The sequence below is a fragment of the Devosia sp. SD17-2 genome (genome assembly GCF_029201565.1).
Lineage (GTDB): Bacteria > Pseudomonadota > Alphaproteobacteria > Rhizobiales > Devosiaceae > Devosia.
This window is the reverse complement of record NZ_CP104002.1, coordinates 2,040,295-2,065,243: the sequence shown is the minus strand read 5'-3', so window position 1 is coordinate 2,065,243 and position 24,949 is coordinate 2,040,295. Positions and strand designations below refer to the sequence as shown.

Genomic DNA, 24,949 nt, shown 5'->3' with positions numbered 1-24,949 from the left:
GAAGGAAATCCCCTTCCCGCCGGCCAGAAGACTATTCGCCGCGAGAAACGCGCGAAATTTCCTTCTCCACCATCCGCTCAACGACGGACGGCAGGTTTTCATCCAGCCATTCCTTGAGCATGGGGCGCAGCATGTCGCGGATCATCGACTCGATGGTCGCGCTGCCATTACCAAGCGCAGGCGATGGCACGACGCCGATACCGGCAGCATTGAGCTTGCCGATCGAGCTACGGACCGCAGCCTTGGTCGCCGGCTCGAGCAGGCCTTCGGCGATTTCGGCGCTCAGCGTTGCATCCGGAAGCGGCGCAGCCTCGGAGATGGAGGAAAGACCGGTGTCAAACGCCTCTGGAGCGAAGGCATTTTCCAGATCTGTGTCGGACTTTACGGCATGCAACATGGCAACAACAGGCTCCTCGTCGGCCACAGTTTCGGGCTCGACAATGGTTTCAGGCGCGGGATTGAATGTGGGCAATTCAGCTTCCACGGCATCATCGATGTCCGCGATAAAGCTGACGTCATCGGCCACAACCAGTTCTGGCGCGGCTGCTTCCCGCTCGGCATCGGCCAGGAGAGCCTCGAAACCAAAGCTGGACACAGGCTCTGCTTCAGAAACGATCTGCTCGGCAGAGAGCGCCAGGGGCTCATCCTCGGCGAGCGGCACTGGCGTGGCTTCCATCGGATCAATGGCAGTGTGCAGTGACGGGCGACGGGGCGCCGGCGCCTCGTCGTCGTCCGCAATAATCTGACGGATGGACGACAGAATTTCGTCCATTGACGGTTCTTTGGGGGCCGGCTTGTTCATTTGTGCCTCTTACGTATCCGCAAAGCGAAGGCCAGGACCCGCATCCAGGCCGACCGATTCGTTACGAACAGCTTAACTCGTTAAGGCGCCGTTAGGAATCGCTCACTCGAGCAAGGGACGAACATCCCCAAAAAATAATGGCCGGGACTGAGCCCGGCCATACAATAACGAGGTGTGCCTTCAGACTAATCCGCAACAGTGCGCAATTCCTGCCAGACATCATCGACAGTCTGGGTGTAGTTGACGGCCGACTTGACCACGACCGGCAGGCCGAGATCACTGGCCGTCAGGCGACCCATTGCAGACAGGAGCGAAAAAGTCGCGATGACTTTATTTGTGGACGCGTTGATCAGGCCTTCACGAGCGCTGGTCAATTCTGCCTGGGAATTCAGCACGTCGAGCGTGGTGCGCGTACCGAGGTCGCGCTCCTGAACAACGCCTTCGAGAACGGTCGAACCGGCAGCAACGGCAGCCTGGGCCGCCTGAATCTGTGCTTCCGCACTCTGGATGCCAGCCCATGCAGTGATCACGGCCTCGCGGACGCGATCATAGGCTGCCATGGCGTCGACTTCAGTTTTCACCTGGTCGAGATTGGCCTTGCGGACGCTCGAGCCCAGAGCACCACCGGCATAAAGCGGCACAGTGACCTGGAAGCCAACCTGACCGCTCAGCCCGTCTTGGGACATAAGCCCCGAAGTCCCACTCCACCGCGACCCGACCTGCCCATTGATCGTGGCCGTCGGACCGAAAGCGGCCTCAGCCGCGTCGGAACCGGCCTGAGCGGCCCGAATAGCCGCCTTGGACATAAGGATTGCAGGATGACCGACTTCGGCCTCGGCAATCGCGGTCTCAAGACCGGCGGGGATCAGCTTTGCGTAATTGTGTCCTGGCGAGAGATTCTGCGGACGGGCGCCGACATAGCGCTGGAAGGTCGCCTGGCTGACTTCAAGGCTGCTGACGGAGGCGCGATAGGACGCCTGCCCCTGGGCGAGGCGTGCCTCTGCCTGTGCCACGTCGATACGCGTGCCCTCGCCCACTTCCAGACGATCTCGCGCGGACTGCAGCTGCGCCTGGAAGAACTGAATGTTCTCCTCCCGCAGTGCCACCAGCTGGCGGTCGGTCAGGACGGACATATAGGCCTGCACCACCGAAAGCAGCACATTCTGCTCGGTGTTGCGGATCTGGTATTCTGCGACCTCGGCAGCGGCACGGGCGGCTTCGATCTGCGCTTCGGTCCGGTAATTGTCAAAAATGGTCTGGTTGTAGCTGATGCCCGTTGTGATCGAGCTGGGTGTATTCCAGTTACCGCCGATCAGGCTAAACTGCTGATTTCCGGCAATCGACGCACCGATTGTTGGCAGCTTGCGCGACTGTGCTTGGGCGATGCCTTCAGCCGATGATTTTGCCGAGAGAAGCGCCGACTGCAGGTCGGGCGCATGGTCATAAGCGGCGGTCAAAGCCTGAGTGATGGATTGCGCCTGCGCCGCACCGACAGACGCAGCGGCCAACATCATGGCTATCAAGCTCGACTTGATCATATTCTGCAACGTCACCACCCCGGCCATTAACACTTCACCCTTATGCCCACGTGGTACTGTTAACAACCCGCGTGGACAACACATACACTCGATTTACGCCTCGTTCACCCGGCGGCGTGGCCGCCAAGCAACATTCTTACGCCTACTAGAATACGAAATCCTGAATCAATGGGCGATTTGGCTGAAAGGGCAGATGTGCGTCAAACTCTGCACGTGCCGTCACGCCGCCCTCCGCACTGACATAAAGACTAGTGACGCCAATTCGCCCGGATCCGATCACCGCAACCAGACGCCCACCCGGATTAAGTCGATCCAGCAAGACCTTCGGCACCTCAGGCACGCTCCATCCGATATGGATGACATCGAACCTCGCCTGCTCGGGAAGAGCATCTTCGCTCTCGATTACACCAACATTGCCGAAACCCAGTTCCGACAGATTGCGGGTTGCCGCGGCTGCGAGCCCAGCATCGGGTTCGATGGCCACAACATTTTTGGCCACCAGCGACAGAATGGCGGCGCTGTAACCGAGCCCGGTCCCGATATCGAGCACCGAATCACTGGCCTGAACTTCCGCAAGCTGCAGCATTCGGCCGAGTGTCGCGGGCGAGCCCATGCTCCGACCGGCCACACCGAGGGGCTGGATGCTGTCGATATAGGCGACGGCCCGGCGTGCATCGGGAACAAAATTCTCCCGTGGCACGCGCAGGAACGCTGACAAGACGCGCACATCCAGCACGCCATTTGTGCGCAACTGGCTGTCCACCATGGCTGTGCGTTCGACGTTGAAGTCGGTCAAGACCACACCCCGGCTCGTGTTCATATGATGGCCGTGAATATCGCTCGCCGAGACGACGTGCAAGTCATCAGAGCCACCAGCCGGCCAACGCCAGCCCGGAAACCCGAGGTCACGCGGCCAAAAGGCCACGTCAAAACGGTCCGGGGAACCACGACAATGTAACGGAAGGTGATCTGACCGCAGGCTTGGCGAGGAGATCGATGGAGGCCACGTCCGGAATTGAACCGGAGTACACGGATTTGCAATCCGCTGCGTAACCACTCCGCCACGTGGCCTCTGTCCGGGCTTTTCGGGAGTTTCTCTTCCGAAGTCAAGATGGAGATGCACACGCGACCAACGCGCGTGTGCAAAATGCTCGGCCGGGGGCTGGAAGCCGTCCGGAAAGGCGGCAAAAAACCTTAGTAGACGACGACGCTTCGGATGCTCTCGCCCGAATGCATCATCTCGAAGCCCTTGTTGATGTCTTCGAGACGCAGCGTGTGGGTGATCATCGGGTCGATCTCGATCTTGCCGTCGAGGTACCAGTCGACGATCTTTGGAACATCGGTGCGGCCCTTGGCGCCGCCGAAGGCCGTGCCCATCCAGGTCCGGCCGGTGACCAGCTGGAATGGACGCGTCGAGATTTCCTTGCCCGCTCCGGCCACGCCGATCACCACGGACTTGCCCCAGCCGCGATGGCTGGCTTCAAGCGCCTGGCGCATGACGGTGGTGTTGCCGGTGCAATCGAACGTGTAGTCCGCGCCACCGATCAGGTCGCCACGACGCTTGGTCAGATTGACGAGATAGGGAACGACGTCGCCCTCGATCTCCTTCGGATTGACGAAATGCGTCATGCCGAAGCGCTCGCCCCAGGCCTTCTTGTCGTTGTTGATATCAACCCCGATGATCATGTCCGCGCCGGCCAGACGCAGGCCCTGGATCACGTTGAGGCCAATGCCGCCGAGGCCGAACACCACTGCGGTCGCGCCGATCTCCACCTTTGCCGTGTTGATCACTGCGCCGATACCGGTCGTCACGCCGCAACCGACGTAGCAGACCTTGTCGAAGGCAGCCGAGGCGTCGATCTTGGCGACAGCGATTTCCGGCAGCACGGTGTAGTTCGAAAAGGTCGAGCAGCCCATGTAGTGATAAATCGGCTTGCCTTCGAACGAGAAGCGCGAAGTGCCATCGGGCATGAGCCCCTGCCCCTGCGTCGCGCGGATCGAGGTGCAGAGATTGGTCTTGCCGGAACGGCAGGAATAGCACTCACGGCATTCGGGCGTGTAGAGCGGGATGACGTGATCGCCCTTTTTCACCGAAGTCACACCGGGGCCGACATCGACCACGACGCCGGCGCCTTCATGGCCGAGAATAGCCGGGAAGATGCCTTCGGGGTCGGCGCCAGACAGGGTAAAATCGTCGGTGTGGCAGAGACCGGTGGCCTTGATCTCGATCAGAACTTCGCCGACCTTGGGGCCTTCGAGATCAACCTCGACGATTTCGAGCGGCTTTCCGGCCTGGAACGCAACTGCGGCGCGGGTTTTCATTGGCATTCTCCAAGGCTTAGATTCGATTGGTCTGAGGGTGGCATAGCCTGCGGCAAGTGCAACCGGCAATCTGCCCGCCCCCCGCTCAATCCGATCAAACGTCGAATTCGTGGACTTCCGGCTGCTTGCCGATCAGCTTCTTGCGCACCGTCAGAAACTTGTGTTCCCCGTCTCGCCGCAACAGGACCGAATGGATCGGCTGGCCAAGAGTATCGAGCGGCGACGAAGACGAAATGATCTCCCAGCCTTCAGAAACCAGCTTGCTCAAGGGGTGAAGAATGTCGCTCATGTGTGCCTCCCAAAAAGATCGGCCCTGCATAGAGCTATCCAGCGAACGGAGCTAGTCGGCGCTCAGGGATATCGTTTCGCAGCAGTTACTTAGTCGGCTGATCTTCACGGAGGGAAACCTCGCCCCGCTAAAGCGACACGACCACATTCACCGTCGCCGCGACGATGACCGTGTTGAAAAAGAACGAAAATATGCCGTGCAGGAGCACCAGCTGCTGCATGCGCCGCGAGGTCACTGCCACATCCGCAACCTGGGCGGTCATGCCGATCACATAGGCAAAGTACAAGAATGCCAGTCCATCCGGCTGCCCCTTCAGTGGAAACTGGAGGCCGCCCTTTTGTTCCTCGTGATGCGACGCGCCTGAATAATATTCATAGGCATAGTGATGCGCGGCCATAGCATGGACAGTCAGCCAGCCGAGGGGAACAGAGACCATTGTGGCGATGGACTGCAGCGACCCGGGACCCTCTCCAGCCACCAGCAGGAACAGCGACACCAGCGATGCGCCAACCACAGCCAGCGTCACCACGAACAATATCCACGCCGGAGCATCCTCGCTCTCGGCGTGCCGTTGCAGGAAGGGTGCGTTTGCCCGCGCAAAGCGAACGATGCTGAGCACGAGATAGACCGCGAAGAAGCTGTTCGACCCCCAGAGCAACGCCTGCGTCGGCGTGACCAGCGCCGTCGCCAGGGCGGCGATGACGCCGGCCGCAGCCGCGAGATAGAATGAGCTATGGCGCGATGATCTCAGCACGGAAACTATCCCCCCGCTCGGGAGGATAGTCCCTGCTCTCTGGGCTGACCAGTCAGACGATGGCGCCCGGACCCGGCACCGCTGCCGCCGGCACCTTGCCCATGATGATCATGCCCAGCACCTCGTCCTTGGTGACGTCCGACGTGCGCGCTGACCCGACGACCAACCCGTTCTTCATCACCACGACCCGATCCGCGAGGTCGAAGACGTCGTGGATATCGTGGCTGATGAGGAAGATGCCGATGCCATCGGATTTGAGTTGCTTGATCAGCTCGCCCACCTGCGCCGTTTCCTGCGGCCCCAGCGCGGCCGTCGGCTCATCCATGATCAGGATGCGCGCGTTGAACAGGATGGCCCTGGCAATGGCCACCGACTGCCGCTGCCCGCCGGACAGCGCCTTAACCGGCTCCTTGAACCGGCGGAAATTCGGGTTGAGCCGCCCCATGACTTCGCGGGCCCGGGACTCCATGGCCGCGTCATCCAGCGTGCCAAGCGCCGTCGTGATCTCGCGACCGAGGAACAGGTTTGCGGCTGCGTCGACATTGTCGGCCACGGCGAGCTGCTGGTAGATCGTCTCGATCCCATAGGCCTTGGCATCGCGCGGATTGTTGATCGTCGCAGCTTCGCCATTGATCCGGATTTCGCCGGCGTCACGGCGATAGGCGCCGGAGAGGATCTTGATAAGGGTCGACTTGCCCGCGCCGTTATGGCCAAGCAGGCCCACGACTTCGCCCCTGTGCAGGCTGATCGACGCATGGTCCACAGCCTTGATCCCGCCAAAGGCGATCGAAATATCCGTCATTTCGACAAGCGGGGTATTGGTGTCCAACATCTACGGACTCCCTAGTGCTTGTTTCGGCGGTAGAGCGTGTCGAGCCACACCGCGAACACCAAAACGATACCAACGACAATCGACTGCAGGGGACTGTCCATCCCCATCAGCACCATGCCGGACTGCAGCGACTGCATCACCAGCGCCCCGAGCAGCGCCCCTGCGATCGTGCCCACGCCGCCCGCAAGTGACGTCCCGCCGATAACGGCTGCCGCGATCACATAAAGCTCGTCCAGCGTGCCCAGTGCATTGGTTGCTGCATTGAGGCGGGCGCTCGAGATTGCCGCCGCGATGGCGCAGAGCGCGCCCATGATCATGAAGATCTTGACCGTCACCCAGCGCGTATTGATACCGGCCAGTTCAGCCGCCTCGGGATTGCCGCCCATCGCATAGACATAGCGGCCAAAGCGGGTCCGCGAGGTCAGGAATGCCATGACCACGCCAACGCCAAGGGCGATCAACACGGGGGTGGCGATGCCATGGGCGATAAAGAGGCCACCTTCGGGCACTGGAATGCCCTGGGCCGTCGCATAGTTCTCAGCGATACGGACCGGCCAGGGATAGGAATTGGCAACCCAGACTGCACCGGTGGTCGCGCCGCAGCCGATCACCGCCAGGGCAATCTCGGCCCAGAGCGGACGCTGCGGAAAATTGAAGCGCTGCCGCTGGCGACGCCCGAGATAGAGGCCGAGCACGATCGCCGCACAGGCAATTGCCGCCACTGCCCAGCTCCAGGTCGCCCCGATGGCGCCGGCCGGGCCGCCACCCATCAGTTGAAAGGTCGAATCCATAGGCGCCACCGTGCGCCCCATGGTCACCCACCAGGCCGCGCCGCGCCACACGAGATACCCGCCCAGCGTAACGATGAAGGCCGGTACCTTGAGATAGGCGATAATGCTGCCCTGCAGCGCGCCGATGCCCATGCCGACCGCGAGGCCACTGGCCAGCGACAGGATCCAGATCATCGGATGCCCGAGCCCAAGGCCCAGCTGCACCGGCAGGATCTGCGTCTGCATCACCCCCATCACCATGCCGACGAGCCCGAGGATCGAGCCGACCGACAGGTCGATATTGCGCGTGACGATGACCAGCACCATCCCGGTGACCATCACGGCAACAGACGCCGTCTGTACCGACAGGTTCCAGAGGTTGCGCGGCGTGAGGAACAGGCCGCCAGAGAATATGTTGAAGCCGATCCAGATGATCGCGAGCGCGCCGATCATGCCGAGAAGACGAGTATCGACTTCCGTGGCAATCAGAAAACGCTGAAGTGGACGTTGCGCAAAGCTGCTCGGATGCGCGGGGGGTGTCATGGCGTGCTGCTCGGCCATCAAAGTCTCCCGTAGAAGCCGCCCCGGCAGTGTCGAGGCGCGATCCGGCTACAGAAGTGCCGCAGCGCGAACGCCGCGGCACTTTTGAACCAGTCTATATGGTTTCGGCCTTAGTTACAGGCGGCCACCGAGCCAGCAGCAACGCCCTGGCAGACCACATCCTTGGACACCCAGCCGGCGTCGATAACGACGTTGAGATTGTCCTTGGTCACGGCCACCGGAGCGATGAAGAAAGCGTTCATTTCAACGCCCTTCGGCCCACCAGCGAACGGCACGACGCCGGTCACTTCGCCAAGGGCCTTGCCGCCGGCGAGCTCGAGAGCCACTTCAGCGGCCTTTTTGCCGAGTTCGCGAGCGTCCTTCCAGACCGACACGGTCTGCGTGCCGAGCGCGATGCGGTTGAGCGCAGCATGGTCGCCGTCCTGGCCCGAGACCGGAACCGAGCCGGCGAGCCCCTGTGCGGCGAGCGCCGCAATGGCGCCACCAGCTGTACCGTCATTGGACGCAACGACAGCGTCGACTTCGTTGTTATTGGCGGTCAGGAACTGTTCCATGTTCGCCTGGGCGACTTCCGGGTTCCAGTTGTCTGTATAGGCTTCGCCAACATTCTTGATCTTGCCGGAATCGATGCCGGCCTGCAGCACTTCCATCTGGCCTTCGAAGAGGAAGTCCGCATTGGGGTCAGCCGAATTGCCCTTGATGAAGACAAAATTGCCTTCGGAAACGACGGCAGCGACACCAGCCGCCTGCAGACGCCCGACTTCCTTGTTGTCGAAGGTCAGGTAGAACGCATCCGGGTTCTCGATGAGGCGGTCATAGCCGACCACCGGAATGCCTTCTGCAACAGCGGCCGCCACGGCAGGGCCGACTGCTTCACTATCCTGCGCGAGGACAATGATGGCGTCAGCGCCCTGGCTGATCAGGCTTTCGATGTCGGTCAGCTGCTTGGAAGCAGACGACTGTGCGTCGGCGGAGATATACTTGGCGCCGGCCGCGTCGAGCACGCCCTTGATGGCGGCCTCATCGGTTTTCCAGCGTTCTTCCTGGAAGTTATTCCAGGAAACGCCAATGACGATTTCATCCTGCGCAACAACGGCGCCGGTCATTACGGTCGTGGCTAGCAAGACCGCCAAAAACTTGTTCATGTTGTCCTCCCAAGGGCAGGTCGCTGCCCACCTCGCATGACCGCACTCCACCCCCTCCAGGGCAAGCCGGCCTCGCTTGAGCATTAATTTCAATGCTCGAAAAAAGACCTCGCACGCCGCCGCGTAACATGTCAACGTGATTTTGGGACCCTGGCACACGCCAAGTTTGCGCAGTGTGGCAAGCTTTGTGACTAAGGACGCTGGCAGGAGAGTAAGGTGTGACGCGAACCGTCAGCGATAGCGACAGCGTCCGGCGTCAAAACCGGGGACTGGTCCTTGACGGTCTGCGCCGACAGGGGCCTCAGTCGCGGACCGCCCTCGCCAGTCTCACCGGGCTCAGCCACGCCAGCATCACCGCAATCATGGCCGACCTGCTGGTTCAGGGCCTCGTCGAGGAACTGCCCGGCGAGCGGCCGGACGGCAGGGCCCGAGGTCGTCCCCCTACCAATATCCACTTCCGTCGCACCACTGCTTATGCGGCCCTGTTCGAGATCGACGTCAACCGCGTCCGCCTGTCGCTGGTCGATTACGGCGGTGTTCTTGTCGACCGTATCGAGAGCCCGATAACCCCGACGACCTTTGCAGAAACCCCACCCGACCTCTTCTGTGCCGAGCGCATGGCCCATCTCATGGGCCGCAATCCCACCGCCAGCACCGCCCTTCGCCGCGTGGCCATTTCGGTTCAGGGCATTCTCGAGCGCGATGCCCGTGGCCTCCGCTGGTCACCAATTCCCCATCTCGCCGGAGCCCCCTTTGCCGGGCAATTGTCCGAGGACCTGGGTCTACCCGTAACCCTCCACAAACGGGGCCGGTTGCTGGCCGAGGGCGTGCGCTGGCTCGACCCGGACCTCCACGCCGAAAGCGTCGCCACCGTGTTCATCGGTTCCACCGTCGCCATGGGCATGACCTTTCGCGGGCAGATCATGGGGCGCGGCGATGAAGGCGCGACCGAATTCGGCCACATGAACCACGCCCCCAATGGCGCGCTCTGCCGGTGCGGCATGAAGGGTTGCATCGAGGCCTATGCGGCCGATTACGGTGTCCTCCGCAATGCCTATTCCGTGCCCGAAAGCACGCAACCGGCCGCTTCGGTTCCGGCGGCCCAGTACGACGCGTTGATGCAGCGCGCCGAGGCAGGCGATCGCGCCGCCACCCACGCCTTCAATCTGGCCGGCCGCGCCATCGGCTACGGCCTGAGCCGTATGCTGGCGCTCTACGACCCGTCTGACATTCTCATCGTCGGCCCGGGTGCGCGCGCCCTCGAGCTCATGCGACCCGAGATGACGCTGGCACTCAATGCCTCGCTCGTCTGCAAGATCAACGGCGCGCCCCGCATCGTTGGCTACCGCGACGAGAAGGAGCCCATCTTCCGCGGGCTGCTCATGAAGACCCTGCGCGACATCGACCAGACCGACTTCGCCGCCCTGCCCGGCAGCGACCGTCTCGGCACCCCGCCCTGACCGTCAGATTTTCAGCCAGCCATAGAGCTCCTCGGCCAGTTCCGCCGGCTCGGCGAGTGCCCCATGCAGCACCAGTTCCTGCGTGGTTGGCGCTTCGAACGGCGAGTCGATCCCGGTAAAGTTCTTGATCTCGCCTGCCCGCGCCCGCTTGTAGAGTCCCTTAGGGTCCCGCGCCTCGCACACCTCCAGCGGTGTATCGACAAACACCTCGGAAAACGTGATGTCGCCGGCGATTTCCCGCGCCAGACGTCGTTCCTTCTCGAAGGGCGAAATGAACGACACGAGGACGATCAGCCCGGCGTCCGCCATCAGCTTCGCGACCTCGGCCACACGGCGAATATTCTCGACACGCGCCGCTTCGGTAAAACCGAGATCCTTATTGAGCCCGTGCCGGACATTGTCGCCATCGAGGATATAGGCGTGCCGCCCCTCGGCTGTGAGCCGTTTTTCGAGCAGGTTCGCAATGCTCGACTTGCCCGATCCGGAGAGCCCGGTGAACCAGACGATCCGCGCCTCCTGCCCTTTCATTTCGGCGCGCACCTGCCGGTTCACGTCGAACGACTGATAGGTCAGGTTCTGCGCCCGGCGCAGGCCGAATTCGATCGTCCCGGCCCCAAGCGTCGCATTGCTCAGCCGGTCGATCAGGATGAAGCCGCCTGTCACCGGATTTGCAGCATAGGCGTCGAAGGCGAAGGGACGGTCGGTGGCGATCGTCACCGTGCCCACTTCGTTGAGTTCAAGCCGCGTCGCCGGTGCTCGCTCGAGCGTATTCACATTGGTGCGGAATTTGATGGACGTGATGGTCGCCGGCACCAGCTGCGTCCCGACCTTGAGGAGATAGGACCGCCCCTGATACGCCGGCTCTTCCCCCATCCAGACGATCTTCGCCTGAAACTGGTTGGAATATTCCGGCGTCGCTCCGGGATGCGACAGCACATCGCCGCGCGACACATCGATCTCGCGATCGAGCACCAGCGTCACTGCCTCCCCGGCCCCTGCCCGCCGCCGATCCCCGTCCATGGTCACGATACGCGACACCAAGGCCGGTTTTCGCGAGGCCGCGACCAGCACTTCATCGCCCACCGCGACCGAGCCAGACGCCACCGTCCCCGAAAACCCACGGAAATCGAGATTGGGCCGGTTGACCCATTGCACCGGAAACCGGAGCGGGCTTTCAGCCGGGTCCCCAGCCACGTCGATGCCCTCGAGATAGGGCACAAGCGGCACGCCCGAGAACCAGGGCGTCTGCGGGCTGCTGGTGAGGATATTATCGCCCGCCAGCGCCGACACCGGAACCACATGCAGCGTCTCGAACCCCAGACCTTCGGCAAAGCGCCGATACTCCGCCTCGATGCCGTCAAACACCGCCTGATCGTAGCCGACAAGGTCGATCTTGTTGATCACCAGGACCACATGCTTCACCCCGATCAGAGAGAGAATGAAACTGTGCCGCCGTGTCTGTGTAAGTAGGCCTTTTCGCGCATCGACCAACACCAGCGCCAGATCGGCATTGGAGGCGCCGGTCGCCATATTGCGCGTGTACTGCTCATGCCCGGGCGTATCCGCCACGATGAATTTGCGCTTGTCCGTGGCAAAAAAGCGATAGGCCACGTCGATGGTAATGCCCTGCTCGCGCTCGGCCTGAAGCCCGTCCACCAGCAGAGAAAAGTCGATCCCCTCCGCACCCACACTGCGATTGCGGCTTTCCTTCTTGAGGCTGGCGAGCTGATCGTCCAGCACCTGCTGGCTGTCAAACAGCAGCCGCCCGATCAGCGTGGACTTCCCATCATCGACACTGCCGCAGGTCAGGAAGCGGAGCAGCGACTTGTCTGTCTGCTGCGCCAGCCAGAGATCGAGATCGGTGTTGGGGCTTACCATGGCGAGGGACATGTTCAGAAATACCCTTCCTGCTTTTTCTTCTCCATGGAGCCGGCGGAATCGCTGTCGATCAGCCTGCCCTCACGCTCTGACGTGCGGCTCGCCTGCATTTCCATGATAATGGAGGGCAGATCGGCTGCAGTGGACCGGATGGCGCCGGTCAGCGGATAGCAGCCGAGCGTCCTGAACCGCACGGTCTCGGTCCGGGGTGCTTCTCCTGCCTCGAACGGCAGGCGGTCATCGTCGACCATGATCAGCGTCCCGGAGCGATCCACCACCGGACGCGGCTTGGCGAAATAGAGCGGCACGATCGGGATATTTTCCGCGTAGATATAGGTCCACACGTCGAGCTCGGTCCAATTGGAGATCGGGAACACCCGCATGCTCTCCCCGGGATTGAGCCGCGTATTGAACACGCGCCACAGCTCGGGCCGCTGGTTCTTGGGGTCCCATGCATGGGAAATATTGCGGTGCGAGAACACGCGCTCCTTGGCGCGGGACTTCTCCTCGTCGCGCCGCGCCCCGCCGATCGCCGCATCATAGCGCCCGGCATCGAGCGCCTGACGCAGGGCGGCGGTCTTCATGATGTCGGTATAGCGCGACGAGCCATGGGTGAACGGATTGACCCCGTCGCGCGCGCCCTCCTGATTGGTATGCACGATCAGGTCAAAGCCATATTCCTCGGCCATGCGGTCGCGGAAGGCGATCATCTCGCGAAATTTCCAGGTCGTATCGACATGGAGCAGTGGGAACGGGATCTTGCTCGGGTAGAAAGCCTTGCGCGCCAGATGCAGCAGGACGCTCGAATCCTTGCCGATCGAATACATCATCACCGGCCGCTCGAAGCTGGCGGCGACTTCGCGCAGGATTTCGATGCTCTCTGCTTCGAGAGCCTGAAGATGCGTCAGGCGGTTGCGGTCCACTTTACTTCCAATCCCGGCAAAACGACGAAAACAAGATGGCCCCCAACCATGCCTTTGGGTACGGCGGCAAGCGCTTCGTATCAAGCCGTAAAGTGCCGGAATTGCTGGGCTTTCCAGGCCGTTTGGCAAAATTGTGCGGGCATCCCGCCCTGCTCGCCAAGCCCCTCCAAAAGCGCTGTATTTGCCGATGCAGCCCGTTCGTCTTGAGCCGAAACGGCGAAAAAATAGTTCTCATCCAAGACGTCGCCGGAACCGCTCAGTCGGTCAGCAGGTTTCTCTACTCCAACCGCAATGGAGCGCCAGATGACCAAGGAAAAGTCGACGCCGGCCCCGCTCGAGACGACGCCCGGCAAGCAGCAGGATGACAACATCGACGATCTGGGCCGCAAGAAGGACGGAACGACGCTCGACCAGCCGCATGGCGACACCGGCCGCTCCGGCACGACGTCCACCCCAAAACCAAAATGAGATGTGTCAAAGCCTAAGACACACTTGCGAGCGATCATCGGCAATGCTAGACGGCTCGCGGATGCCGGTATAGCTCAGTTGGTAGAGCACCTGATTTGTAATCAGGGGGTCGCGGGTTCAAGTCCTGCTGTCGGCACCAAATATCCCCTTGAAATCGTTGCGCAATCGGAACGCCGATAACAGCCATCGCGCTGGGACGCCGCCCTTCTGGGACGCAATTGGGACGCCCAACGCGGAATCGCGTCCCAATCCTTTTAGCCCCCACAATTCTCCGGAACTTCCCCACTGACTCCCCCACGATTTTGGGGAAGTTGATGGTGAAGTGATGCAAATCCGTGGGACCGGGCTATTTGTTCCCTTTCCGTTCTCGTCTATGGTGCTGAGGTAGGCTCAAAACAGGAGGCGGCAAATCGAACTTCACCAAACTCCGGCACGCCTCAGCGACTATCCATGGATCTGGGTCCGGGTCAGCTGCATCTACTGCCAGCGCCGCGGCAAATACCGACTCGCCCGCCTGGCGGCTCGCTATGGATCGGAAATCGATCTCGATCACATGCTCAAGCTCATCGCGGCTGATTGCCCTTGGGTCGGCGTCCAGCCGCGAAAATATACGGCGACGTGCGGGATCTACCTGCCTGACCTGCAGACCGTCTCCCCACCCCCGCCCGACCTGCCCCCGGCAATGGCTGGGCTCGTGGTGATCGAGGGAGGCAAGAAGAAAGCGGGCTGACTACATCGCCGGCCCGGGTGCCTGGTCCTGGACGGCTCGCAGGTCAAGCGTGGTGTCGTCGATTAGAGCACGGATCTGGTAGATCGACGCCGGGCACAGGTTCCATGTGTCGAGGCCGACATCGCACGAGCGATTAGTCGCCGGCATCCTACCATGGGAGTGACCGAATAGCTGGTACGAGCCGTGAAAACTGGAGTACCAAGTTCTGCCGGCGTAGTGATCGAGCACGTACTGTTCCTTGCCAATCTGAACGATCATCCGATGCTGCGGTGGAGCAGCCCACCCAAGGTCGTATGTCGCCTGGTTGTCGTGGTTCCCCAGCACCAAGTACTTCCTGCCGTTGAGCTTGGCGAAGATCTCCTGCTGAAACGGTGCTTTTTCACTGTTCGTGAAGTCGCCCAAGTGAAAAACGATATCGTTCTTTTTGACGTACTCGTTCCAGTTACGGATGAGGTCGCGGTCGTGTTCGTCGACATCGCTGTAGCCGCGGCGACGAGCTTCTCCAGCGTGACCGAAATGAGTATCTGCCGTGAACCAGATGCGGTCGCCAGTTGCGAAAGTGAGCTTCTCGAGCATCATGCTGCGGCTCCGTATCCGGGTGCGTGGACGGTATCGAGGATTGGCTGGATACGATCGCGGATGAGGTCGCAGACAGTGGCGAGGTCAGGCGTCGGCACGGCGAAGGAGTGCTTGGCGCGCGTGGTCTGCCAGTTGCCCTCATTGACGGCGGCGAAGGTTGCCGACAGCGCCGGGATATCGGCAGCGGACGTGGGCACCTCGAAGCCGTACTGGGTCGACTGGTTGAGCGGGAACACCTTCGCGAAAGCCTGCGCAGCGACGTCGACATCAATGTCGTGAAGGGTCAGCATGACAAAAGCGTCGTAGTAGTCCCGGAGACGACTGTTGCCGATGCCCTTGCGAACCATGGCCTGAACCTTATCGGCCAGTGCGTATTCGCGTCGCTGGGCATAGAGCGTCACGCCCGGAAGGTGTTTCGGCGTCAGGCTCTCGAGCACACGGATTTCCAATCCTTCCTTCTGCTCCGGGGCGTACATGCCGACGTCGATCTTGAGCATGTAGACGCCCTCGCCCAGCTGAACGGGCACAGTGACTTTGCCGCCCGGGACAGGTTCGTCTTCATCGTGCACCTCGTCGACGGTGAGGTGATCGACGAAGAAGCGCAGGCCGTCATCATGGGCCGGCACCTGCGCCAGGACCTTCTGCAACACCGCCTGCAGGTCATGGATGGTGCCGGCGAAACCGGAGACCTGCAGATCGATGTCCTTGGTGCCCCGGCCGGTCATGGGATCGACCCCTTCATGGAAATACATGAGGCTGCCGCCCTTGAGCGAGATGAAGCCGAAATCGTCGGCGTGGTCGCTGTCGAAGATTCGGCGCACACCGCCTTCCACGAGGTAACGGTTGACGGCTTTGTCGACCATGACGCCGCGGTTTTTGGCCATGTTCCGGACGCGGGTCGAGGCACCGAGGCCGCACTGGACCCATTCTGGATTACGCTTGATTTTCATGGCTTCATTCCCCCGTTGAGCTCGGAAATCATCTCCAGGTGCGGCTGCAGACGCGGCCAGATCTTGAAGTGCAACGCCAGCTTGACGAGCTCCTCCTGATCCTGACCGCGGCGCATGAAAGTCACCAGGGCGTCCCGGGCATGCTGGCGATAGCCCGCGTTCCGGGTGCGATAGAGATCGACGACCGTCCGCGCCGGCGACGTGATCGGAAACGCTGCCCGGGACGCGGTGGTGATCCGATCGACGCCGACCGTCAGCAGGTCCTGCTGCTGCGTCCGCCAACGCCGCACCGGCACACCCGGAACATCCCTGGCGACTTCATACGGCACGATAAGGTCCACAGCGTCCGGCAGCCCGACGGACAGATCATGGATCAAAGCAGCGGTCAGGCCGGACACGACGCCGTTGGTGAGCAGCGTCGCCACAACATATTCGATGTCCGGGTCGGTCTCGGCCGCCGGTACGCCGATCACGCCCGGGACGATGCGGACGGCACCGGACGACAATGCCTCGCGAATGGTGCGAGGGTGCCAGCCGGCGGTGCGGATAACCCTGTCGCGGTCAAGAGCCGCCTTCAGGTCCTCGATAAGCGTCATGTCTGCTATCTTTCAAAATCCTATGATTTGAAAAATAGGTGACACTCATGAAAGTGACGACAGCGAAAACACCCCACGCCGAATCTTTTTTGTAACTTTCTGTTCGCGGTGCTCTGATCTCCGAAACACCGGAGCCATGCCATGAGCATCCTCGCTGCTATCCGCACACTCTTCACGCGCCGCCTGCCCGGAACCGAGATCTACGAGGCAGCACCGGTCGCCGACAATATCGTGCAGCTGCCGCGCCCCGTCGTTGATCCACGCGTCATCGCGATCAAACGTATCGCCGCCGCGCGCCTGAGCCGAAAGCCGGTGACGGAAGAGATGACTGAAGGGCTCAGCGCTCGGACGCAAGAGTGGCTGTCTCTGCTGTCGACTGAGATGCTGCTGCTCGTGACATCTGCCACGCAATCGCAGATGCGCGAGCACATCGCCGGCCGCCGCAGTATCCGCGGGCTGCTCGCCGCAGATCAGCTCTCGATCGACGCGTACAAAGAAGCCCTCAAACCGAGGCTCTCAATCGTCGACCACGACGGCCGCCGGGGCGGTGGTGGCGGGCCGAAGCGCTCTTTCGGCCGCTAGAGGTCTCGGAAGAGGTCTTTCGACCGAACTTTTTCGATGCCCAGCGCCCGGAGCACGCTGTCCGGGACCGGTCGATTGCCAGCCCGGATGTCGCACATGAAGCTCTTGCCGATGCCCAACTTGGCTGCCGCTTTGTTCGCTGAGCCGGCGTGGGCGACGAATTTTTCGAGGCGGTGGTGCACGGTCATGCTGTCGAAGGTCGGCCTGTTTCCGCCGCCCAGACGCAGGATGGCGTCTTCCACCGCCTGTCGCGTGACCGGATCCGCGCCAGCGTCCCAGCTGATCTTGGAGAGGATCTCAGATGGGGTCATGTCAGTCCCACTCCCCCAGGTTGTCCCGATACGAGCACGGCAGGCAGACGCGGTTGTGGGCGCCGGCAGAGGCAAAGACTTGCTTGCAGACCAGGCACGGCCGCCGGCGGACATAAGCGAATGGAAGGATGGCGGCGGTCACTTGACGGACCACTTCATCTTCTTTGCCGCCCGGCGTGCCCGCTTGGCTTCAGCCGCGTCGATCATCACCAGGTCAGCTTCGGTGGTCTTCTTGGGCTCGTTCGCTGGCTCCGGAGGGCAACAGCTGGCGAGGCAGAGGCCGGGAGCGGCGGAGATCCCGAAGGCCCGCTGCAGGCCGTAAGACTCGTCCGGGTAGGCTTCGTGCAAGGCGCGATCCCGATCAGACGTGTAGAAGTTGGTTACAGGGTCGCTGAGGTACTCAAACTCTTTCTGCAGGGCCGCAAGCCTCTCCATTGCAGCGTCCTCGGCAGCCTCCTTGTCGGCAGCTGCTTGGGTGGCGCGAGCATGTGCCTCGGTTCCGGGCGTCGCCATGTCCAGGATGGTGGGCCACTTACCCTCGTCGATAATGGTTAGCTTGATCATCTTCATCGCGGCTCTCCTATTGCCGGCCAGAAAAGAGGTGTCCCCGCTCCGGAGAGCGGTGGAGAGGTCATCCAGACCGGAGATCGCAGCATCGATGGCCTTGCGGTCATCGGAGGTCTCGACGGTCATGCGGAAATCGGCAAGGCGGTGGGCCGCGGTGGTAACGATGTCGTCGGCAACGGCCACCTGGTCAGCGTTCAGCCGGATCTGCTTGAAGGGCTTGTGGCGCCCGCTCCCCAGCCCTATCCCAGGCCGGCTGCTTCCTGGATCAGGACGGGATAGGCGGGCAACTTCATGACCGGCGGGCTCCGATACGACGTGGAGACTTTGCGCGAAGGACCGAGGAATGCGGCTGGTCAACAGGTGGCTTGCCGTTATCGAGAAATGACAGGTCGACAGGCTCGTCGAACTCAGCACCGATCGGATCAGGAGCACCAGCAGCCGGCAGCTTGGCATTCGGCGCCCATTCTTACGGGGCGGCCAGGGCAGCGTCCACGAAGCGGGTGCGGCCGGCACGCAGACGCTCGATCTCTTCCACGATGCGGTCGATCAGCATGGCCGTGCGGGCCAGGGCTTCCAGGTGCGGGACAGCCTCGCCCGGGAAGGCGACTTTAGCAGTTTTGGCAGGCGGAACACCGGGGCGGCGGGATAGTGACATGAGGCAACCAAATCGAAGATCGTTTCAACAACGATGACCGATTTAGCTGCGAAATCAAAATCGTGGAGGTGTGCCTTGTCAGCTGAAAGTAACAAAACCGTAGAACAATTTGCTCTGCTTAGGGATTGGCTGCAGTGTTCCCCCTAAATTGAAATTGAACAATGTTCAATAAAGCTTTTGGACGGGGTGTCGACTTAAAATCCGGTCAAATTTGGTAGAATTTTCTACTCTGGAAAGAGTGCTGGTTCCTTGCCGCCGAAAGGTTCAAATCTTGGATCGACGGCCCGATCCGCGGCCATGGAGGTCAAGATGAGAAGGATTTTGAAAGCAATCGCAAAGGCTCTAGCGGCAGTAGCGGTGTTGGTGGCGGTGTGGGTCGAGAGCCTTGGGCGTTTCGTGCTGCGGTGCCTGCCGGGATACCAGTTGCCCGATCCCGTCGATATCGTTGAGGCGTATGATGAGGCGGCTGTGGACGCGAAGGTAGAGCCGTCGCTGGACAAGAAGATCGCCGGCATACAGGCGGCAGCCGATTGCTTGTTCAGGCAGCAGGCTCCGGCGCCGGAGATGATAGAGGGACTGTCCCCGAAGACGATGACATGGCTGGGAGCGCTGGACGCCGACATGCTGCTTGCCGTGGCGAAGGCCAAGCCTGAGGACCTGCGGGAGCATTTCGCTCTCCGCCGGCAGATCCGTGGCTTGCTGCGGTACGAGGATGACGCGATTGCCGAATACCGGCGGGCGGTCGAGGCCGACCAGCGGGTGCCGAAGCGTCCGTCACCACGACGGAAACAGGATCCGGGGTTCAGCCTGCCGGCTTTCGGACCCGTCTGCTGAGCTATTAGAAGACCCCTAATAACTGAAAGCCCGCCAAGCGGTGGCGGGCTTATTCTTTTCGGTCAGCTACGGGGAAATCCCGTAGGTCATGTCAGCCGTGGAGGTTCTTGCGATCACGCATGAGAGCGGCGACGGCATCCTCAGCCTGGGCACGCTGGATCGCCTTCTTGTGCTGGATGGCCCGGACATACCGCTTGCGGCCGATCTCGTGGGCACGGTCGACTGCCCGGAGCTGCTGGCCACGCTCGATACCAGCTTGCATGGCCTGGACCGCTGCGAAAGCCAACAACCCGGTGCCGAGATTCATTCCGTGAACGGTATCGCTAGCTGTGGGCATCAGAGGTCCTCCTAGATCAGGGTCGAGATATAGAGCACGGATCCGTTGAGATCACGTGCAAAAAATCGTTCGCATTTTACGCGGCCCTGATACCTCGCTTACGGCGATGTGGCTGCTTCCGTCGCCTAGGGCTCAGTTTGTTCATGAGCAAGGCGTCGTTCAGAGCCGACATGGACTTCTCCGTCGCGGTGTGGCGGACAAGGTCTCCGACGGTGACTTCATAGCTCAGGCCCTTGCGCGCTCCGGCGTTACGAGCATGTCCAGACCGGTACGACGCAGCTCGATGTGAACAGGTGGGCGCTGACCTTCCGTGACGAAAAGCCTGTGCACGATCGAAGGCGGCAGCTTGCCGTCGTAGCCAAAGACCACCGGTCCGAGATCGTCGCCGGCAACATCAATGCGAATACCTTGGCCTGATGGAAATACGTCGACGCCCAGCGCACCCGTCGGCAGCTCCTTCTGGGTCGACATCCACGCTCGATATCGGCAAGCCAGAATAACCGCATGGCGGCTCTCCAGCTGCTGGAGCGGAGCACTCTCGACACGGAAGGCGAACGGACGCGGCTGGTTGAAGAAGTCGCGGCCCAGGACCGACGCCATGTCCGGGCCCACGTCGAAGATCCAATCGTCACCAACGGTACATTTTGCCGAACAGGAGTGCCAGGCTAGGCGTAGCAGTCGGTAAGCACCGGGATCCACCGCTCGCCATCCCATACGTCCGTCCCCAGCAGCCTGCCGATGGATGCCTCGAGCCGGTCCTTGTGTATCCGCCCGAGATGGTGGGCGAAGAAGGACTGCTGGACCGTGATCGCGGTTATGTTCCGGGGAGCCGGATCGCCGTCTCGTAGTGCGCCAGGGCTATGGTAGTGCGTCCGGGGTCATTGTGTCTTGCCAGCGATGCGGGCATGCCAGAGGCATGACACGGATACACACAGCAACAGCCAAGGCAGAGAAGAGATCGAAGGAGCGTTCACGTAAAGCATCCGAGCGCGCTGCCAGAAAGGCAGCCGGAATTCCAGAAACTCATCAAGCCGATTCCGCGCTTGTCGAGGCAATGGCTTTTCTGCTGACCACGGCTCCCGTCGTACAGAATTCCGTCACGATGGCGGACGAGCGCATCGTGACTTACAAGCGCGTCCTAGCTGTCGCTCTGGATATCCTTGTGCGTCGTTTTCGCTGCCACCCTAGGTGACCGACTCATAACTTCGCAACCAGATACGGATTGAAGCGAGTTGGACTGATGCCAGGAAATTGTCGTCTCGCTTGTCGTATCGGGTTGCGATTGCCCTGAAGTGTTTGAGTTTGTTGAAGTAACGTTCGACAGCGTTGCGCTGGCGATAGACCCAGTGGCTGAATGGGAAGGTTTGCACGCGGTTGGGCATGGCGCGGATATTGGCCCATGCACCGCGCTCGGCCATGGTGCTGCGCAGGGCATCACTGTCGTAGGCTCGGTCTGCGAGCAGGATATTTCCAGCGGACAGGGTGGCAAACATGTCCGCTGCTGATCGCCCATCATGGGCCTGGCCTTCGGTCAGTTTGAGCTGGATCGGCCGCCCCTGGGCATCGACCAGCGCATGGATCTTGGTGGTCAGGCCGCCGCGCGAACGACCCATGCAACGGGATCGCTCGTCTTTTTTTGACCGTTGGCGGCGTGCTGGTGAACCCGGATCGAGGACGAGTCGATCATCTGCACGTCGCCATTGTAAGCGGCTGATACAGCGTCAAGAATGCGCGCCCAGTGGCCGGCCCTGCGCCACCGGTTGAAGCGGTTCACGCAGGTCGTGTGCGGGCCATACCGCGTCGGGATGTCGGCCCAGGGCGCGCCCGTGCGAAGCCGCCAGAAGATGCCGTTCAGAACACGCCGGTCATCGGCGCGCGGAACGCCGCGCACCTTCGTCGGAAGCAGCGGCTGGATCACAGACCACTCAAAATCCGTAAGATCAAAACGCGCCATCATCACCTCCTGTCCACCAAAGGGAAGGAATCACAACAGCAGCACTTTGGGAATCCCGTTAATGGGTATGTGACCTAGAGGGGCCGCCCAGGTCTTGACACGTCGTCTGGCGGCCCGTGAGGAGCACTACAACCATCACTGGACGCCACACCATCCATCACGCGAGTAATCGCTCGGGAAGGACATGTCCGCCCTAATCCAGCCAGCACCCCCGTTACTCCTTCAGGACGTGTCCCGGACTCAGGGGAGTAGGTAGCAGAAATCTAGAACCCTGCTGCAGCGACGATTTTCCGGCACGGAGGGACCTAGTAAATCGTCGGAATACTCCGTACCGACCGTCGAACGGGCGCCTGAAGGCCCTATGTGTTACTTTGGGCCACTCCACCGATAATGCCTCGAATATCTCAAGCGGGGACGCGAGACGTATCGGTCGGTGCGAAGACGAGCGGCGCTTTCGGCTTTGATCGACCTGACCCTGGATGCCCCATTGAGGTCGCGTGCGGTCAGGCAATGATGCGTCCCGTTTCCGACGTTTGAGACCAGTTTTCAGCATCCTGAAAGCAGATATCGCCGTTGGCATCAGACTGTTCGGTTAGCTGGATCTCGCCTGGCTTCTCAGACTCTCAACCTGGGCCTCGAGGAGAGCGTCGTCGGGCTGTAACGTGCCCCATTCCTTCCAGAAATCGGGTGGCACTGTCGGGCTTCCCATGGGGTTGGTCCAGCTTGATACGGGTGGGGAGCAGAACCGCATTGCCAAGGAGCAGCGCCTCGCCTGTATCAAGTAGGTGGAAGCATCGCCGTCGATCCACGAGGGAGTCGGACATAGCCGCGGCGTCCGTCGGCGTGATCGCGAAGTCACGGATGAGCTGCGCCATGATACCAGGCGCTTTGGTGCGGAAGACAGCTTCCGCGTTGGGTTTGGCCATATCGGCCTCCTATCGATGTGAGAAATGACCGCCCAAAGTTGTAGGGAACGGAACCCCGGATCGGGGATTAGCGGGACTCCAGGCACCAAAAAGGTCAGGCAGTGCCACAATTCAGGATTGTAGATCTGAGAACAGAGCCGCCCCTCGAGTTTTTGATGGAGGCACGTACGCCTGAGCGCGCCGCAGAAGACGCTCTTAAAACCGAGCTCACGAGATCAGGGGCCCCGCGAAACTTGGCCTGTCGCGTCTATTGGCCCGATGGCGACACAACCAATATGATCAGGCTCTATGCGAGGGCTCGCCCCCACCTCTGATGGTTGGACATTTCCCCCAATCGCATTTTAACCAACGCATCTAGCAAAGCTTGCTGTGCGGCATTTGAAACTGTCATTGTCGCCTCAAGGGGCGGTGGCGGAACGAATACGCACGGGATTGCAACTCCCGGCATCCAGGTTCAAGTCCTGGCTGCCCCTCCATTCCGGCCCCATCGGCCAACAGCCGCCTATCATGTGGTTATTGCTTAAGGTGTCCTGCTGTGGCTCAATCCATCAGCACGCAGGAGCTACAGATGCAGGTGAACGTCTTCGTCTCAGAAGTAATACAGGACGGTCAGCCAAGTACGATGCTGGTCCTGCCGGTTGGCCCCGATGCAAAGATCCCGAAGCACCTTCAGAACATCGAGTGGCGATACTTGGCGACGACAGAGGCAGACGACAGGATTATCGGGATGGAGCGGGGCGAGGTTGAAGTGGCGATCAGCACTGATGGCTATCTGGTGACAAAGCCTCGGCTGCCGCATGAGTGAGCGCATCCCCCCGCTCAGCGTGGGTCTTGGCCATAGAGGCCTCCTGTGATGTGGGTGGTTCAGTTCAGGGGCAAAGAAAAACCCGCCGGAGCGGGGCACAGGCTTAGATCGAGATAGCCGGGATTAGGCCCCCGCCGCGCTTGAGTTCATGCCGCGCCTGAATGTTCGGCTCGGCGCCAAACAGCTTCGCCACAAGAAGTCATTTCCGGACGCCTAGAGGAAATCAGAGCGACAACTACCGATATCGGTATGGTACGCGATAGGCTAGGTTGTGTGGACAAAGTGTCTGACCCACAACCGGATCGACGCGACGAGAACGAAGCCGAGGAAGCTATCGGCGGTTTTGTCGTATCGCGTGGCTAAGCGGCGGCTGTGCTTGAGCTTTGAGAAGCATCGCTCGACGAGGTTTCTCAAGGCATAGATATGGCCGTCGATAACGGACTGAACCTTGCGGTTTCGTTTGGCCGGAATGACAGCGGCCACGCCGCGGGCCTCCAGGTCAGCCAGGATGAAGTCGGCGTCGTATCCCTTGTCGGCGAGCAGCACGCAGGGTCTCGGACCGGGCTGGTCCATGATCGGCACGTAGCCTTTCACGTCGGAGACCTGTCCGCCGCTCAGCGTGACCGCGACAGGGAGGCCGAGAGCGTTGCTGCGGAGGTGGATCTTGGTCGAGAAACCACCACGAGAGCGGCCAAGACTTTGGTCCGCATCCCCTTTTTTAGCGCGCCGGCGGCGTGCTGATGGGCGCGGATGATGGTAGAGTCGATCATCTGAACGCTATCGTTACCCGCTCCCGTCTCGTTCAAGGCCTCCAGCATCACATCCCAGATCCCCGCCTGCGTCCAACGCCGGAACTGGCGATAGACTGAGTTCCATGGGCCAAAATGGCTGTGCAGATCCCGCCAGGCGGTTCCCGTGCGGGCTATCCAGAACACCCCATCCAGCACCAGCCGATGATCACGCGGCCGCCGACCTCGTCTCGGACCCTTCTCCACCACGAACGGTTCGAAGAAGGCCCACTCTGCATCTGACATCAAACCCCGAACCAACGCTGCTCTCCGCAAAGAACAGCGTTGAATCAGCGATTAGCTGATTTGGGAATCCACTTCGTCCACACCGCCTAAGGCGCCGTTACTTACGCTGCCACCACAGTACGCCCGAAGATCGTCCGCGGAGTATTCAGTGGGTCGCCAAACAAGGTCTGGCGCGACCTGTTCGTAAGGCTGGCCCCAGCCGAGCAATTCGTGCCGCAGTTCCGCTTGCCCCAGGATACTCCAGAAAGGTCGAGGTGGTCCTCGAATCGTTGCATCGCTCGGGACGTGCAGCCAGCATGCCCGGGGCTGTGCTCAGCCAGGGCAATCTGAATACCGCAGCGCTCACG

General features: G+C 61.2%; 26 protein-coding genes, 3 tRNA genes and 2 pseudogenes. 9 read left to right on the top strand and 22 right to left on the bottom strand.

Annotated features, from left to right (window positions below; translation table 11 throughout):
* Nucleotides 1-31: 31 nt before the first annotated feature.
* The 10 genes from NYQ88_RS10205 to xylF form a co-directional block, all read right to left on the bottom strand.
* Nucleotides 32-802, bottom strand: coding sequence for a DUF2497 domain-containing protein (locus tag NYQ88_RS10205; protein WP_275654794.1), 771 nt, complete (start codon nt 800-802; stop codon nt 32-34).
* A gap of 185 nt (nt 803-987) precedes the next feature.
* Nucleotides 988-2,367, bottom strand: a complete 1,380-nt coding sequence (locus tag NYQ88_RS10200) for a TolC family outer membrane protein (RefSeq protein WP_275654793.1) — start codon at nt 2,365-2,367, stop codon at nt 988-990.
* 118 nt (nt 2,368-2,485) lie between these two features.
* Entirely contained in the window at nt 2,486-3,136 is a 651-nt protein-coding gene (locus NYQ88_RS10195) for a protein-L-isoaspartate O-methyltransferase (RefSeq protein WP_275654792.1), read from the bottom strand.
* A gap of 201 nt (nt 3,137-3,337) precedes the next feature.
* Nucleotides 3,338-3,411, bottom strand: a tRNA-Cys gene (locus NYQ88_RS10190).
* Between the two features lie 123 nt (nt 3,412-3,534).
* Nucleotides 3,535-4,662, bottom strand: a complete 1,128-nt coding sequence (locus NYQ88_RS10185; protein ID WP_275654791.1) for an S-(hydroxymethyl)glutathione dehydrogenase/class III alcohol dehydrogenase — start codon at nt 4,660-4,662, stop codon at nt 3,535-3,537.
* Nucleotides 4,663-4,756: 94 nt separating this feature from the next.
* Entirely contained in the window at nt 4,757-4,951 is a 195-nt protein-coding gene (locus NYQ88_RS10180) for a hypothetical protein (protein ID WP_275654790.1), read from the bottom strand.
* 127 nt (nt 4,952-5,078) lie between these two features.
* On the bottom strand, nt 5,079-5,705 hold the full coding sequence (locus NYQ88_RS10175; protein WP_275654789.1) for a DUF1345 domain-containing protein: 627 nt from the start codon (nt 5,703-5,705) through the stop codon (nt 5,079-5,081).
* 52 nt (nt 5,706-5,757) lie between these two features.
* Nucleotides 5,758-6,537 carry an ATP-binding cassette domain-containing protein gene (locus NYQ88_RS10170; RefSeq protein WP_275654788.1) on the bottom strand — a complete coding sequence of 260 codons (780 nt, stop codon included), beginning with the start codon at nt 6,535-6,537 and terminating at the stop codon, nt 5,758-5,760.
* 11 nt (nt 6,538-6,548) lie between these two features.
* Nucleotides 6,549-7,850 (bottom strand): sugar ABC transporter permease, encoded by a 1,302-nt coding sequence (locus NYQ88_RS10165; RefSeq protein WP_275654894.1) that lies wholly within the window; start codon nt 7,848-7,850, stop codon nt 6,549-6,551.
* Between the two features lie 128 nt (nt 7,851-7,978).
* On the bottom strand, nt 7,979-8,974 hold the full coding sequence (xylF, locus tag NYQ88_RS10160; protein WP_275654893.1) for a D-xylose ABC transporter substrate-binding protein: 996 nt from the start codon (nt 8,972-8,974) through the stop codon (nt 7,979-7,981).
* 257 nt (nt 8,975-9,231) lie between these two features.
* Here xylF and NYQ88_RS10155 point away from each other — a divergent pair, with 257 nt between their 5' ends.
* The gene (locus NYQ88_RS10155) at nt 9,232-10,473 is read left to right on the top strand and encodes an ROK family transcriptional regulator (protein ID WP_275654787.1); all 1,242 of its coding nucleotides are present in this window, start codon (nt 9,232-9,234) and stop codon (nt 10,471-10,473) included.
* A 3-nt stretch (nt 10,474-10,476) separates the two neighbouring features.
* Here NYQ88_RS10155 and cysN read toward each other — a convergent pair whose 3' ends face one another.
* Entirely contained in the window at nt 10,477-12,363 is a 1,887-nt protein-coding gene (cysN, locus tag NYQ88_RS10150; protein ID WP_275654786.1) for a sulfate adenylyltransferase subunit CysN, read from the bottom strand.
* Between the two features lie 2 nt (nt 12,364-12,365).
* Nucleotides 12,366-13,274 carry a sulfate adenylyltransferase subunit CysD gene (gene cysD, locus NYQ88_RS10145; RefSeq protein WP_275654785.1) on the bottom strand — a complete coding sequence of 303 codons (909 nt, stop codon included), beginning with the start codon at nt 13,272-13,274 and terminating at the stop codon, nt 12,366-12,368.
* 303 nt (nt 13,275-13,577) lie between these two features.
* Between cysD and NYQ88_RS10140 the strand changes: the two genes are divergently transcribed.
* The 3 genes from NYQ88_RS10140 to NYQ88_RS10130 all read left to right on the top strand — a co-directional run bounded on the left by NYQ88_RS10140 (nt 13,578) and on the right by NYQ88_RS10130 (nt 14,472).
* Nucleotides 13,578-13,742: a hypothetical protein gene (locus tag NYQ88_RS10140; protein ID WP_275654784.1), complete on the top strand. Its 165-nt coding sequence runs from the start codon at nt 13,578-13,580 to the stop codon at nt 13,740-13,742.
* 63 nt (nt 13,743-13,805) lie between these two features.
* Nucleotides 13,806-13,881 (top strand) — tRNA-Thr (locus NYQ88_RS10135).
* A gap of 414 nt (nt 13,882-14,295) precedes the next feature.
* Entirely contained in the window at nt 14,296-14,472 is a 177-nt protein-coding gene (locus NYQ88_RS10130; RefSeq protein WP_275654783.1) for a hypothetical protein, read from the top strand.
* Here the strand turns inward: NYQ88_RS10130 and NYQ88_RS10125 are convergent, their stop codons facing one another.
* The 3 genes from NYQ88_RS10125 to NYQ88_RS10115 are packed head-to-tail and all read right to left on the bottom strand — an operon-like array spanning nt 14,473 to nt 16,597.
* Complete coding sequence (locus NYQ88_RS10125) at nt 14,473-15,051, bottom strand: metallophosphoesterase (RefSeq protein WP_275654782.1); 579 nt, start codon at nt 15,049-15,051, stop codon at nt 14,473-14,475.
* Nucleotides 15,048-16,001, bottom strand: coding sequence for a nucleotidyl transferase AbiEii/AbiGii toxin family protein (locus tag NYQ88_RS10120; protein ID WP_275654781.1), 954 nt, complete (start codon nt 15,999-16,001; stop codon nt 15,048-15,050). Before NYQ88_RS10120 ends, NYQ88_RS10125 begins: the two co-directional genes overlap by 4 nt.
* On the bottom strand, nt 15,998-16,597 hold the full coding sequence (locus NYQ88_RS10115) for a hypothetical protein (protein WP_275654780.1): 600 nt from the start codon (nt 16,595-16,597) through the stop codon (nt 15,998-16,000). Before NYQ88_RS10115 ends, NYQ88_RS10120 begins: the two co-directional genes overlap by 4 nt.
* Nucleotides 16,598-16,738: 141 nt before the next feature.
* On the opposite strand from NYQ88_RS10115, the gene NYQ88_RS10110 reads away from it, so the two are divergent.
* Complete coding sequence (locus tag NYQ88_RS10110; protein WP_275654779.1) at nt 16,739-17,179, top strand: hypothetical protein; 441 nt, start codon at nt 16,739-16,741, stop codon at nt 17,177-17,179.
* Here NYQ88_RS10110 and NYQ88_RS10105 read toward each other — a convergent pair.
* From NYQ88_RS10105 to NYQ88_RS10095, 3 genes are all read right to left on the bottom strand, one after another.
* Nucleotides 17,176-17,490, bottom strand: a complete 315-nt coding sequence (locus tag NYQ88_RS10105) for a hypothetical protein (RefSeq protein ID WP_275654778.1) — start codon at nt 17,488-17,490, stop codon at nt 17,176-17,178. The genes NYQ88_RS10110 and NYQ88_RS10105 overlap by 4 nt on opposite strands.
* A 138-nt stretch (nt 17,491-17,628) precedes the next feature.
* Nucleotides 17,629-18,510: a hypothetical protein gene (locus NYQ88_RS10100; RefSeq protein WP_275654777.1), complete on the bottom strand. Its 882-nt coding sequence runs from the start codon at nt 18,508-18,510 to the stop codon at nt 17,629-17,631.
* Between the two features lie 13 nt (nt 18,511-18,523).
* A complete protein-coding gene (locus NYQ88_RS10095; protein WP_275654776.1) occupies nt 18,524-18,712 on the bottom strand; it encodes a hypothetical protein in 189 nt (62 codons plus the stop codon).
* Nucleotides 18,713-19,009: 297 nt separating this feature from the next.
* Between NYQ88_RS10095 and NYQ88_RS10090 the strand changes: the two genes are divergently transcribed.
* Nucleotides 19,010-19,546 (top strand): hypothetical protein, encoded by a 537-nt coding sequence (locus NYQ88_RS10090; RefSeq protein ID WP_275654775.1) that lies wholly within the window; start codon nt 19,010-19,012, stop codon nt 19,544-19,546.
* Between the two features lie 91 nt (nt 19,547-19,637).
* Here NYQ88_RS10090 and NYQ88_RS10085 read toward each other — a convergent pair whose 3' ends face one another.
* The 3 genes and pseudogenes from NYQ88_RS10085 to NYQ88_RS10075 all read right to left on the bottom strand — a co-directional run bounded on the left by NYQ88_RS10085 (nt 19,638) and on the right by NYQ88_RS10075 (nt 21,837).
* Entirely contained in the window at nt 19,638-19,883 is a 246-nt protein-coding gene (locus NYQ88_RS10085; protein ID WP_275654774.1) for a hypothetical protein, read from the bottom strand.
* A 225-nt stretch (nt 19,884-20,108) separates the two neighbouring features.
* On the bottom strand, nt 20,109-20,483 hold the full coding sequence (locus NYQ88_RS10080) for a hypothetical protein (protein WP_275654773.1): 375 nt from the start codon (nt 20,481-20,483) through the stop codon (nt 20,109-20,111).
* 584 nt (nt 20,484-21,067) lie between these two features.
* A pseudogene (locus NYQ88_RS10075) lies at nt 21,068-21,837 on the bottom strand (IS5 family transposase).
* Between the two features lie 662 nt (nt 21,838-22,499).
* On the opposite strand from NYQ88_RS10075, the gene NYQ88_RS10070 reads away from it, so the two are divergent.
* The 3 genes from NYQ88_RS10070 (at nt 22,500) to NYQ88_RS10060 (ending at nt 23,568) form a co-directional block, all read left to right on the top strand.
* The gene (locus NYQ88_RS10070; protein ID WP_275654772.1) at nt 22,500-22,622 is read left to right on the top strand and encodes a hypothetical protein; all 123 of its coding nucleotides are present in this window, start codon (nt 22,500-22,502) and stop codon (nt 22,620-22,622) included.
* 543 nt (nt 22,623-23,165) lie between these two features.
* Nucleotides 23,166-23,239 (top strand) — tRNA-Cys (locus NYQ88_RS10065).
* A 92-nt stretch (nt 23,240-23,331) separates the two neighbouring features.
* A complete protein-coding gene (locus NYQ88_RS10060) occupies nt 23,332-23,568 on the top strand; it encodes a hypothetical protein (RefSeq protein ID WP_275654771.1) in 237 nt (78 codons plus the stop codon).
* A gap of 264 nt (nt 23,569-23,832) precedes the next feature.
* On the opposite strand, the pseudogene NYQ88_RS10055 reads toward NYQ88_RS10060, so the two are convergent.
* Nucleotides 23,833-24,602 (bottom strand): annotated as a pseudogene (locus NYQ88_RS10055) (IS5 family transposase).
* Nucleotides 24,603-24,949 lie beyond the last annotated feature (347 nt).